The organism is Nigerium sp. (assembly GCF_039811905.1).
Lineage (GTDB): Bacteria > Actinomycetota > Actinomycetes > Propionibacteriales > Propionibacteriaceae > Propioniciclava.
In genome coordinates this window covers 133,975-146,524 of sequence record NZ_JBDHZL010000001.1, presented here as the reverse complement: position 1 = coordinate 146,524, position 12,550 = coordinate 133,975, and the positions used below count along the sequence as shown (strand labels likewise).

The 12,550-nt window shown below is 68.3% G+C and carries 6 protein-coding genes; 2 read left to right on the top strand and 4 right to left on the bottom strand.

Features of this window, described 5'->3' with window-relative positions:
• Positions 1 to 3: 3 nt before the first annotated feature.
• Positions 4 to 3,534: a DNA polymerase III subunit alpha gene (gene dnaE / locus WMJ97_RS00605; RefSeq protein WP_347347007.1), complete on the bottom strand. Its 3,531-nt coding sequence runs from the start codon at positions 3,532 to 3,534 to the stop codon at positions 4 to 6.
• A 698-nt stretch (positions 3,535 to 4,232) separates the two neighbouring features.
• On the opposite strand from dnaE, the gene WMJ97_RS00600 reads away from it, so the two are divergent.
• Both WMJ97_RS00600 and WMJ97_RS00595 read left to right on the top strand, forming a co-directional pair.
• Positions 4,233 to 4,769 carry a hypothetical protein gene (locus WMJ97_RS00600; RefSeq protein WP_347347006.1) on the top strand — a complete coding sequence of 179 codons (537 nt, stop codon included), beginning with the start codon at positions 4,233 to 4,235 and terminating at the stop codon, positions 4,767 to 4,769.
• 43 nt (positions 4,770 to 4,812) lie between these two features.
• A complete protein-coding gene (locus WMJ97_RS00595; RefSeq protein WP_347347005.1) occupies positions 4,813 to 5,043 on the top strand; it encodes a hypothetical protein in 231 nt (76 codons plus the stop codon).
• Between the two features lie 47 nt (positions 5,044 to 5,090).
• On the opposite strand, the gene WMJ97_RS00590 is transcribed toward WMJ97_RS00595, so the two are convergent.
• Genes WMJ97_RS00590 through gltB form a run of 3 tightly spaced genes read right to left on the bottom strand, consistent with a single transcriptional unit; the run spans position 5,091 to position 12,471 of the window.
• Positions 5,091 to 6,443, bottom strand: a complete 1,353-nt coding sequence (locus WMJ97_RS00590) for an NAD(P)-binding protein (protein WP_347347004.1) — start codon at positions 6,441 to 6,443, stop codon at positions 5,091 to 5,093.
• Between the two features lie 36 nt (positions 6,444 to 6,479).
• A complete protein-coding gene (locus WMJ97_RS00585) occupies positions 6,480 to 7,949 on the bottom strand; it encodes a glutamate synthase subunit beta (protein ID WP_347347003.1) in 1,470 nt (489 codons plus the stop codon).
• Positions 7,942 to 12,471: a glutamate synthase large subunit gene (gltB, locus tag WMJ97_RS00580; RefSeq protein WP_347347042.1), complete on the bottom strand. Its 4,530-nt coding sequence runs from the start codon at positions 12,469 to 12,471 to the stop codon at positions 7,942 to 7,944. Before gltB ends, WMJ97_RS00585 begins: the two co-directional genes overlap by 8 nt.
• Positions 12,472 to 12,550: the final 79 nt, after the last annotated feature.

The window sequence follows — 12,550 nt, the reverse complement described above, 5'->3', positions numbered from 1 at the left end:
ATGCTAGGCGCTGACACAGGCAGGCCCCAAGAGCGCCTTGAGGTCGGCCATCAGCGACGGCGACTGCTGGACGCGCAGCTTGTCGTCGAGCCGCCACACTTTCGCGCCGGCCGGGCTCGTCAGCCGCATCCGCACCTCTGACATGCCGGGATGGTTGCCGAGGACGTAGCGCAACTGATCGACGACCGCCGGCGTGCACCGCCCGACGGGGAGTTGCAGCGTGAGCGGCCCGCCGGGGCCCTCGGTCGTGTCGGGGAACGACACGTCCTGCCCCGTGATCTCGACCCCCTCGTCCTTCTCCCGGACGCGGCCGCGGATCTTCACGATCGTGTCGGTGGCCAGCGACATCGCGACGGGCGCGTAGGCGTTCGCGAAGACCAGCACCTCGATGGACGCCTCCAGGTCTTCGACCGTCAGGATCGCCCAGATCCGGCCGTCCTTGCTCTGCTTGCGCTGGACCGCCGTGATCATGCCGCAGATGGTGACCGAGCCCTCGCGGGGGCCGTCGTCGCCCATCAACTGCGCGATGCTGAGGTCGCGGTTCGCCAGCAGGATGTGTTCCAGCCCCTGCAGCGGGTGGTCGGACACGTACAGGCCGAGCATTTCGCGCTCGAAGGCGAGCCGCGTCCGCTTGTCCCACTCCTCCAGCTCGGGGATCGGGGACGCGGCCAGCCCGCCGCCCGGATCGTCGCCGTCGGCGAAGAGGTCGGCGAACAAGTCGTCTTGCCCGTTGGCCTGATTGCGCTTGAGGTCGATCACCTCGTCGACCTTGTTCTCGAAGCACTCCATGAGGCTGCGGCGGCCGTGGCCCATCGCGTCGAACGCGCCCGCCTTGATGAGTGACTCGATCACGCGCTTGTTGCAGACGACGGCCGGCACGTGGTCGAGGAACTCGTTGAAGTCGGACGCCTCCCCGTGCTCTTGGCGCCCCGCCACGATGCCCGCGACGACGTTGTTGCCGACGTTGCGGATCGCGCCGAGCCCGAACCGGATGTCCTCCCCGACCGGCGTGAACCGCCCCTCCGACGTGTTCACGTCGGGCGGCAGCACCTTGATGCCCATCCGCCGGCACTCGCCGAGGTAGACGGCCATCTTGTCCTTGTCGTCGTGCACCGACTCCAGCAGGGCCGCCATGTACTCGGCCGGGTAGTTGGCCTTGAGGTAGGCCGTCCAATACGACACGACGCCGTAGGCGGCGGTGTGGGCCTTGTTGAAGGCGTAGTCGGAGAAGGGGACCAGGATGTCCCACAGCGCCTTGACCGCCGCCTCGGAGAACCCGTTGGCCTTCATGCCCTCGCTGAACGGGACGAACTCCGCGTCCAGCACTTCCTTCTTCTTCTTGCCCATCGCGCGGCGCAGCAGGTCGGCCTTGCCGAGGGAGTACCCGGCGACCTTCTGCGCGATCTGCTGCACCTGCTCCTGGTAGACGATCAGGCCATAGGTCGTGTCGAGGATCTCCTTGAGCGGCTCCTCCAGCTCGGGGTGGATCGGCTCGATCTTCTGCCGACCGTTCTTGCGCAGCGCGTAGTTGGTGTGCGAGTCGGCGCCCATCGGGCCGGGCCGGTAGAGCGCGAGGGCGGCCGAGATGTCCTCGAAGTGGTCGGGCTGCATGAGGCGCAGCAGCCCGCGCATGCCCCCGCCGTCGAGCTGGAAGATGCCGAGCGTCTCGCCGCTGGCCAGCAGCTCGTAGGACGCCTTGTCGGTCATGTCGCGCCGGAGCTCGTCGAGGTCGAGGTCGAAGTCGCGGTTGATCTTCACGTTCTTGACCGCGTCGTCGAGGATCGTCAGGTTGCGCAGCCCCAGAAAGTCCATCTTGACCAGGCCGAGGCTCTCGCAGCTCGGGTAGTCGAACTGGGTGATGATCTGCCCGTCCTGCTCCCGCTTCATGATCGGGATGACGTCCATCAGCGGCGCGCTCGACATGATGACGCCCGCGGCGTGGACGCCCCACTGCCGCTTCAGCCCCTCGATGCCGCGCCCCGTGTCGACGACCTCGCGCACCTCGGGGTCGTTCTCGTACAGCTCGCGGAACTCCGCCCCCTCGCCGTAGCGCGGGTGCTGCGGGTCGAACACCTTGTCGATCGGCACATCCTTGCCCATGGCGGGCGGGGTGTACGCCTTGGTGATCTTCTCGCCCAGGGCGAACGGCTTGCCGAGGACGCGGCCGGCGTCCTTGATCGCCTGCTTCGCCTTGATCGTGCCGTAGGTGACGATCTGGCAGACCCGGTCGTCGCCGTACTTCTCGGTGACGTACTTGATGACCTCGCCGCGGCGACGCTCGTCGAAGTCCACGTCGAAGTCGGGCATCGACGGGCGCTCGGGGTTCAGGAACCGCTCGAAGATCAGGCCGTGCGGGATCGGGTCGAGGTCGGTGATCTTCATGGCGTAGGCGCACATGGAGCCGGCACCCGAGCCACGGCCCGGGCCGACGCGGATGCCGTTGCTCTTCGCCCAGTTGATGAAGTCGGCCACCACGAGGAAGTACCCGGCGTACCCCTTGCCGATGATGACCTCTTCCTCGTACTCCGCCTGCTTGACGGCGTAGTCGGGGACGCCCTCGGGGAAGCGCTCCTTCAGCCCGCTCGTGACCTCTTTCACGAACCAGGACTGCTCGGTCTCCCCCTCCGGCACGTCGAAGCGCGGCATGTAGGTGCCGGTGCCCTCGTCGAAGTGGGTGCTGCAGCGCTCGGCGATCGCGAGGGTGTTGTCGCAGGCCTCCGGCAGGTTCGAGAAGAGCTGCCGCATCTCGGCCGGCGACTTCAGGTAGTAGCCGTTGCCGTCGAACTTGAAGCGGTTCGGCGTGTCCTTGTTCGCGCCGGCGGAGACGCACAGCAGCGTGTCGTGCGCCTCGGCGTCCTCTGCGTGCACGTAGTGCAGGTCGTTCGTCGCGACGAGGGGGAGGCTCAGCTCCTTGGCCAGGCGCAGCAGGTCTTGCCGGACGCGGGTCTCGATGGAAAGGCCGTGATCCATCAGCTCGACATAGAAATTGCCGGCGCCGAAGATGTCGCGGAACTCGGCGGCGGACGCCAGCGCGTCTTGGTATTGCCCCAGCCGCAGGTAGGTCTGCACCTCGCCCGACGGGCAGCCGGTCGTCGCGATGAGGCCGGGCGCGTACTCGGCCAGCAGCTCCCGGTCGGCGCGCGGCTTGTAGAAGAAGCCCTCGATGGACGACCGCGACGACAGCCGGAACAGGTTGTGCATGCCCGCGTTGTCGGACGCCCACATCGTCATGTGCGTGTAGGCGCCCTTCGCCGCCACGTCGTCGCCCGTGCCGTCGCCGAACTGCACCCGCTTGCGCTCGCTGCGGTGGGTCTTCGGCGTCAGGTACGCCTCGAGCCCGACGATCGGCTTCACGGGCGAGCCCTTCGCGGTCTTGTACCACTCGTACGCGCCGTAGACGTTGCCGTGATCGGTCACCGCGAGCGCGGGCATGCCCATCTGCTCGCAGCCCTTCACCAGATCGCCCAGTCGCGCAGCGCCGTCGAGCATCGAGTACTCGGAGTGGCAGTGCAGGTGCACGAACTCATCAGCCATGAAGCTGGCTCACCTCCCAGGAGGAACACCTTAACCGCTCCGTCCGACAAACCGCGGCGGCGACTCACCCGCCGGCCGGTGCACGGATGACTGGGGCCGTGCACCAGGGCGTGACTACAGCGCGTTCACTCCTTGTTCGCAACAGCCAGCTGGGTCGCACTCCGGGCTCTCAGGCCCACCCTCGACTCACCTGCTTCGGTCAGCGGCCTGCTTCCGATCGCTCAGGATACCCGCAGGAATGCGACAATCTCCACACAAAAACTCCGGCACTCCCCACCCCCCGCAAAACTCACGTTGACCTTTGTCACGGGAGCATTGCCACAAGCGAAGGCGGCCCTCTGAGCCAATCTCGACACAAAAATCACACAAAGAACGGTTGACGCTCAGGGCGCACACCCGCAACGGGCATCGGTTTCGCACTACTTCGCGAACCTCGCAAAGATGCAAAAATTTCGTCCTTCAGATCTAGACGCAGCTTTGCATGGGGAGTACGATCCAGCCACCAGGAGTTAACGAGGGGGCTAGGACGCCCCCAACTTGACTTTCCACCCCGAAACTCTCTGGAGATTCTCATGCTCTATCGCACACTTGCAGTCACGTCGGCAATCGCCCTCTTCCTCCTAACCCCCCCTCAGATTCCCGCATACTCTGCCACACCTTTGAAACCCACCACGACTTCGCAACTACCTAACCGGTCGGTGGAAACCGAACGAATCGCGGACCCGATTTGCGAGAAGGCAATAAAAATCGAAGAAGCCAAGGGGGACACGAAAGCGGACGCGTCACGCTGTGCCGCGCTCTCCACCGTCACCGTCTCGGAGCCAGTACGTATCACCCCCGAGATCGCCGCGGCTCACGGTAACCCTCTCTTGCCCACGGGCGAACGACTTGCCGACGCCGCAGCCGCACGCCGCGTCTACTACCAGACCTGGGCTCAGGATATGAGGGGCATCTATTACATCAACTGGTACGAGAAGCACGAGGGGCTGTACTACTTCGACGGCGCCTATGCCTGGGTGGCTCCTCGCTACGGATGGGACGCGCATGGATACCATCAGTGCGACCTCGGCTACGGGCTCGGATATGATGTCCAGGTCACCAACTGCGGCACACGCGGACAAAGGACATCAACGGTCGTCGTGACAGACACATTTCGCGTTCACGTGATCTACCGAGGAATCCCAATCTTCAATACTTACACGATGAGCAAGAATCTCGGACGGAATGGGATTTGACATGAAAACCGCTAGCGCCGCACCGGTCCGATCGCATTCAAGAGTGCTGAAATCGGTTGTCATCATGTGCTCGTCGGTGCTTCTCCCGGCTGCGCCGATCATCGCGGCCGTGGCCTTATCAGCGACGTGGTGGCGGGGCGATAAAAAGGCCGTCATCTCGCTGTTGCTGACTGCGCTCGCCCTGACCCTCTTTCAATTGGGAGTGCTCTCGGGGCCGGCCGGGGCCTTCGTCAGTAATTGGCAGTCGGCGCCTCACCCGACGCCGGCTCCGTGACATGATCCGGTCGAGCTCGTGAGTTGAACGATCTGTTCGCGTCCGGGCTACTCGATCTCCCGCTCCAGCGGACCGCCCTCGCGTTGGCCGCGGACGAGGTCGCGCAGGGAGTGCCAGCTCTCGATCTTGGTCCGCTGGCGCTCCAGGGACGCCCCGAGGTCGCGCTCGGCCGCGTCGATCGCGAGCCAGTCGTCGAACGTGGACGGCGCGCGCCCGCGGCTGGCCATGAGGTCGGCGAGCTCGACGTGCGCGCGGGGCGGCGCGGCGTCCAGGTCCTCCAGGAGGAGGGCGACCGTCTGGGCGGCGTCGCTCTTGTTCGTGCCGATGACGCCGATCGGCCCGCGCTTGATCCAGCCGACGACGTACTCCCCGGGCTGGACGCGGCCCGCCGCGTCCACCACACGGCCGTCGGCGTTCGGGATGATGCCGGCCGCCTCGTCGAACGGGACGCCCGGCAGCGCCTTGCCGCGGTAGCCGATCGCCTTGCAGACGAGCTCGACGTCGATCTCCCGAAGCTCGCCGGTGCCCACGACCGACGTCCCCTCGGACGCCTCCGTGCGCTCGAGCACGACCCGTCGCACCCGCTGCTCACCGACGAGTTCGATGGGCCGGTGCCAGAACAGCAGGTGGAGGGTCGCGCGCGGCCGCTCGACCACCCGCTCGGACGCCTCCCGCAGAGCCTGGATGTTGCCCGCCGTGCGCCGGTCGAGGGAGGCCTCGTCGATGCCGACGAAGACCGCCGGGTTCAGGTCGACCGCCACGTCGTCGAGCGTCAGCAGCTCCCGCAGCTCGGGCGTCGTGAACGACGCGTGCTGCGGCCCGCGGCGTCCCACGACCCACACGTGCCGCACCCGGGACGCCGCGAGCTCGTCCAGCACGAGCTGCGGCATGTCCGTCGACGAGAGCTGCTCGGGGGCGGCCAGCAGGACGCGGGCCACGTCGACGGCCACGTTCCCGACGCCGAAGCACATCGCGGTGGTCACCCCGCCCAGGTGCTGGGTGTGGGCGTCCGGATGGCCCGAATACCACGCGACGAACTCGCGCGCCGAGACCGAACCCTGCAGGTCCTCCCCCGGCACCGCGAGGCGCCGATCCTCGGACGCCCCCGCCGCGTAGACGACCGCGTCGTAGGCGTCCAGCAGCTCGCGCCGGGTGACGTCCGTGCCCAACTCGACCATGCCGAAGAACCGGACGCGGTCGTCGTCGAACACCGCCGCCAGCCGGTCCGCGACCGCCTTGATGCTGACGTGATCGGGCGCCACGCCGTAACGCAGCAGCCCGAACGGGGTGGGGAGACGGTCGAGAACGTCCACCCGGACGTCGTCGCCGCCGCGGAGCAGCGCCTGAGCCGCGAACAGCCCGGACGGCCCCGAGCCGACGATCGCGACGCGACGGGTCATCGCGACCTCGCGGGAGGGAGGGAGGCCGGCGACACGTCAGACCATCATCTGGCGTTCCGTCGGATCGATCGGCTTCGGCAGACCGGAGCTCCCCTGGAGGAAGGCGTCCACGCCGTTCGCGGCGCTGCGTCCCTCGGCGATCGCCCAGACGATCAGCGACTGGCCGCGGCCCGCGTCGCCACAGGCGAACACGCCGGGCACCGACGTCTCGTACTCCCCGTTGCGCGCGATGTTGCCGCGCGGGTCGAGGTCGAGGCCCAACTCCTCCACGATGCCCGTCTTCTGCGGCCCGACGAAGCCCATCGCCAGCAGGACCAGCTCGGCGGGAATCTCCCGGTCGCTGCCCTCCACCGGCACGAACTTGCCCTCGGAGAACTCCACGTCGGTGAGGTGCAGCGCCCGCAGCTTGCCGTCGTCGTCGCCCAGGAACTGGGTCGTGGACGCCTTGAACACCCGCTTGATGTCGCCCTCCTCGTGGGAGGTGCTGACGCGGAAGATCATCGGGTACGTCGGCCAGGGCTGCATGTTCGGCCGGTCGGAGCTGGGCGTCGGCATGATCTCGAGCTGCGTCACCGACGTCGCGCCCTGACGCAGCGACGTGCCGATGCAGTCGGAGCCGGTGTCGCCGCCGCCGATCACGACGACGTTCTTCCCCTCCGCCGTGATCTGGTCGGGCACCTCCTGACCGAGCGCGGCCCGGTTGGCCTGCGGCAGGAACTCCATGGCCTGATGGACGCCGTCCAGCTCGCGGCCCGGAATCGGCAAGTCGCGCGGGATCGTCGACCCGATCGCCAGGATCACGGCGTCGAACCGCTCACGCAGCTCTTCGCCCGAGATGTCCACGCCGACCGTGACGCCGGTCTTGAAGACCGTGCCCTCCTGACGCATCTGCTTGATGCGGCGGTCGAGGACGGCCTTCTCCATCTTGAACTCGGGGATGCCGTAGCGCATCAGCCCGCCGGGGGCGTCCGCGCGCTCGTACACGACGACCGTGTGGCCGGCGCGGGTGAGCTGCTGCGCGGCGGCGAGCCCGGCCGGGCCCGAGCCGACGACCGCGACCGTCTTGCCGGTGTGCCACTCGGGCACGATCGGCACGATGCGGCGATCGTCCCAGGCGCGGTCGATGATCGCGACCTCGACGTTCTTGATCGTCACCGGGTCGCGGTTGATGCCGACGACGCACGCGGTCTCACACGGCGCCGGGCAGAGGCGTCCGGTGAACTCCGGGAAGTTGTTCGTCGCGAGCAGGCGATCGGTCGCGGCGCGCCACTTGTCCCGGTAGATCAGGTCGTTCCACTCGGGGATCAGGTTGCCCAGCGGGCAACCCTGATGGCAGAAGGGGATGCCGCAGTCCATGCAGCGGGACGCCTGCTTGCTGATGATCGGCAGCACGGCCCGCCCGGGCGTGCCCGGGTAGACCTCGTGCCAGTCGTGCACCCGCTCGGTGACCGGACGCCGCTCGGCGACCTGCCGCGGCACGGTCATGAAGCCTCGGGGATCAGCCATGTGCAGCCTCCATCATCTTTGTCACGATCTCTTCCTCGGGGAGGCCGGCGGCCTCGGCGTCGTCCCGCGCGCTGAGCACGCGGGCGTAGTCGCGCGGCAAGACCTTGGTGAACCGGTCCGCCAGGGCGTCGGGGCCGGCGTCCAGCAGGGCCTGCGCGACGGTCGACCCGGTCTCCGTCACGTGCTGCCGCAGCAGCGCGGTGACGCGGTCCACGTCGATGTCGGTGAGCTCGACCGGGTCCACCATCCCGGTGTTGAGGCGCTCCGGGTCGAGGTCGAGCACCCAGGCGATGCCCCCGGACATGCCGGCCGCGACGTTCCGGCCGGTCTTGCCGAGGATCAGGGCCTCGCCGCCGGTCATGTACTCGCAGGCGTGGTCGCCCACACCCTCGACGACGGCCGTCGCGCCGGAGTTGCGGACGCAGAACCGCTCGCCCACGATGCCCCGGATGAACAGCTGGCCGCTGGTCGCGCCGTACCCGATCACGTTGCCGGCGATGATGTGCTCCTCGGCCGCGAACGGGGCGCTCGGGTCGGGATGGACGACGAGGCGTCCGCCCGAGAGGCCCTTGCCGAAGTAGTCGTTCGTGTCGCCGACCAGCCGCAGCGTGACGCCGCGGGGCAGGAACGCCCCGAAGCTCTGCCCGCCCGTGCCGGAGAGGGTGAACTCGATCGTGTCGTCGTCGTAGCCCTCCCCGTCGGTGGCCAGGGTGACCTTGTTGCCGAGCATTGTGCCGACGGTCCGGTCGACGTTGCGGACGCCGAGGCTCTCGGTGACCTTCTCGCCGCGCTCGAGGGCGGGCGCCGCGAGCCTGATCAGCTCGTTGTCGAGCTTCTCGTCGAGCCCGTGATCCTGCCCGGCGACGCAGTGGAGCGGCGCGTCCTCGGGGATGTCGACGCGGTGCAGCACCGGCGTCAGATCCAGACCGGACGCCTTCCAGTAGTAGTCGATCGCGTCGCGCGTCTTCAGCGCCTCGACGTGGCCGACCGCCTCCTCGATGCTGCGGAAACCGAGCCGCGCCAGGTGCTCGCGCACCTCTTCGGCGATGAACTCGAAGAAGTTCACGACGAAGTCGGCGTGGCCGGAGTACTTCTCGCGCAACTCCGGGTTCTGCGTCGCGACGCCCACCGGGCAGGTGTCGAGGTGGCAGACCCGCATCATGATGCAGCCGGAGACGACCAGGGCGGTCGTCGCGAAACCGAACTCCTCGGCGCCGAGCAGGGCGGCGATCACCACGTCGCGGCCCGTCTTGAGTTGGCCGTCGCACTGGACGACGATCCGGTCGCGCAGGCCGTTCATGAGGAGCGTCTGCTGGGTCTCGGCGAGGCCGAGCTCCCAGGGGCCGCCGGCGTGCTTGATCGACGTGAGGGGGGCCGCGCCCGTGCCGCCGTCGTGGCCGGAGATCAGGACGACGTCCGCCTTCGCCTTCGACACGCCCGCCGCGACCGTGCCGACGCCGATCTCGGCGACGAGCTTCACGTGCACCCGGGCCGCCGGGTTCGCGCACTTCAGGTCGTGGATGAGCTGCTTGAGATCCTCGATGGAATAGATGTCGTGGTGCGGCGGCGGGCTGATCAGGCCGACGCCCGGCGTCGAGTGCCGGGTGTGGGCGATCCACGGGTAGACCTTCTGGCCGGGCAACTGCCCGCCCTCGCCAGGCTTCGCACCCTGGGCCATCTTGATCTGGATGTCGTCGGCGTGCGTCAGGTAGTCGCTCGTCACGCCGAACCGGCCGGACGCCACCTGCTTGATCGCCGAGCGCCGGCTCGGGTCGTACAGCCGGTCGCGATCCTCGCCGCCCTCACCCGTGTTCGACTTGCCGCCGAGGCGGTTCATCGCGATCGCGAGGGTCTCGTGCGCCTCGCGGCTGATCGAACCGTACGACATGGCGCCCGTGGAGAACCGCTTCACGATCGCGCTGACCGGCTCGACCTCCTCCAGCGGCACCGGCGTCCGCCCTTCGTCGAACTCGAGCAGGCCGCGCAGCGTCATGAGCCGCTTGCTCTGGTCGTCGACCAGGTCGGTGTACTTCTTGAAGATGTCGTAGCGCTTGCTCCGTGTGGAGTGCTGCAGCCGGAACACCGTCTCGGGGTTGAACAGGTGCGGCGGCCCCTCGCGGCGCCACTTGTACTCGCCGCCGGTCCACAGCGTGCGGTGCGGGGGGTTGCCGCGGCCCACCGGGTAGGCGTAGTCGTGCCGGGCCTGCACCTCCTCGGCGATCTCGTCCAGCCCGATGCCCTCGACGCGGCTCGTCGTGCCGGTGAAGTACTTGTCGATCACGTCGGAGCGCAGGCCGAGGGCCTCGAAGATCTGCGCGCCGCAGTACGACGCCAGCGTCGAGACGCCCATCTTGCTCATGACCTTCAACACGCCCTTGCCGAGCGCCTTGCGAACGTTCGCGATGGCGTCCTCCGGCTCGACGTCGATGAACAGCTCCTGTCGGGCCAGGTCTTCGGCGGACTCGAAGGCCAGGTACGGGTTGACCGCCGAGGCGCCGTACCCGACGAGCAGCGAGACGTGGTGCACCTCGCGGACGTCGCCCGCCTCCACGATCAGGCCCACCTGCGTGCGCGTCTTCTCGCGCACCAGGTGGTGGTGGACGGCGGCGGTCAGCAGCAGCGACGGGATCGGCGCGTAGTCGATGTTGCTGTGCCGGTCGGACAGGATGATGATGCGCGCGCCCCGCTCGATGGCCTCGCTGACCTCGGCGCAGATCTCGTCGATGCGCCGCTCCAACTCCTCTCCGCCGCCGAGCAGCCGGTACAGGCCGCGCACGACGTGGCTGTCGTAGTGGGGCATCGTGCCGTCGCGGTTGATGCGCACGAGCTTGGCGAGCTCGTCGGAATCGAGCACGGGGAACGGGATCACGATCTGGTGGCACGAATCCGGCCCCGACTGCAGCAGGTTGCCCTCGGGCCCGACCGTGGAGGCCAGTGACGTCACCATCTCCTCGCGGATGGCGTCGAGCGGCGGGTTCGTCACCTGCGCGAAGAGCTGCGCGAAGTAGTCGAACAGCAGCCGCGGGCGTTCGGTGATCGCCGCCAGCGGCGCGTCGTTGCCCATCGACCCGATGGGCTCGGCGCCGGTCTGCGCCATGGGCGCGATGAGGACCTTCAGCTCCTCCTGCGTGAAGCCGAAGACCTGCTGCCGGCGCGTCACGGACGCCGTGCTGTGGACGACGTGCTGCCGCTCGGGCAGGTCGTCCAGGTTCAGGTGACCCTTCTCGACCCACTCGCCGTACGGCTGCTCGGCCGCCAGGTACGCCTTGATCTCGTCGTCGTTCACCAGGCGATGGCGCTCGACGTCGACCAGCAGCATGCGGCCGGGCTGGAGGCGTCCCTTCTCGACGACCTTCGCGGGATCGATGTCGAGGACGCCGGCCTCGGACGCGAACACGACCAGCCCGTCGTCCGTCACCCAGAAGCGCCCCGGACGCAGGCCGTTGCGGTCGAGCGTCGCGCCAATGAGCGAACCGTCGGTGAAGCACACGGCCGCCGGGCCGTCCCACGGCTCCATGAGCGAGCTGTGGTAGCGGTAGAAATCACGGCGGGCCGGATCCATGTTCGGGTTGTTCTCCCACGCCTCCGGGATCATCATCAGCACGGCGTGCGGCAGGGAGCGGCCGGCCAGGTGCAGCAGCTCCAGCACCTCGTCGAAGGACGCCGAGTCGGAGACGTCGGGCGTACAGATCGGGAAGCAGCGCTTGAGGTCGCCCGGGATCAGGTCGGTCTCGAGCAGGGCCTCGCGCGCCCGCATCCAGTTGCGGTTGCCGCGCACGGTGTTGATCTCGCCGTTGTGCGCGAGCATCCGGTACGGGTGGGCGAGCTCCCAGCTCGGGAACGTGTTCGTCGAGAAGCGCGAGTGCACGAGCACCATCGCCGACTCGGTGCGCTCGTCGAGCAGGTCGGGGAAGACCTCCGGCAACTGCTGCGTCGTGAGCATGCCCTTGTAGACGAGCGTGCGCGACGACAGGGACGCGAAGTAGACCCCCGCCTCCGCCTGCGCCCGCTTGCGCAGCGGGTAGACCAGCCGGTCGAGATCGATGCCGGCGGACACCTCGGGCTGGCCGCTCACGAAGAGCTGCTCGAAGCTCGGCATGACCTCGACCGAGATCGGGCTCAGCGTGTCGGAGGTCGTCGGCACCCGGCGCCAGCCGAGCACCCGCAGGCCCTCCTCGATCGCGATGTACTCGATGGTGCGCTTCGCGGTGGCGCGGTCGATCGCGTCCTGCGGCAGGAAGGCCAGGCCCACGGCGAAGTGGCCGGGGTCGGGGAGGATGAAGTCGACGCTGTCGCGCAGCAGCTTGTCGGGCACCTGGAGCAGCATGCCGGCGCCGTCGCCCGCGGCCGCGTCGGCCCCCGTCGCGCCGCGGTGGTCGAGGTTCAGCAGAGCGGTGATGCCCTGCTCGACGATCTCGTGCGTGGCCACACCGCTCAACTGAGCCACAAACGCGACGCCGCAGGCGTCGTGCTCGTACTCGGGGCGGTACAGACCCTCCGCCGGACGGGCGGGCAGAGACATCGCAACCATCTGATCTCCTTCTTCTGGCGCAACTGCGGCGACGCGATCATACAGACGGGGGTGGCCCAGTCGGCGCTGT

Bases quoted from the DNA above. Each gene is read 5' to 3' on its own strand.
- dnaE (WP_347347007.1), bottom strand. From the start codon at position 3,534: ATGGCTGATGAGTTCGTGCACCTGCACTGCCACTCCGAGTACTCGATG.
- WMJ97_RS00590 (WP_347347004.1), bottom strand. From the start codon at position 6,443: ATGACCCGTCGCGTCGCGATCGTCGGCTCGGGGCCGTCCGGGCTGTTC.
- WMJ97_RS00585 (WP_347347003.1), bottom strand. From the start codon at position 7,949: ATGGCTGATCCCCGAGGCTTCATGACCGTGCCGCGGCAGGTCGCCGAG.
- gltB (WP_347347042.1), bottom strand. From the start codon at position 12,471: ATGTCTCTGCCCGCCCGTCCGGCGGAGGGTCTGTACCGCCCCGAGTAC.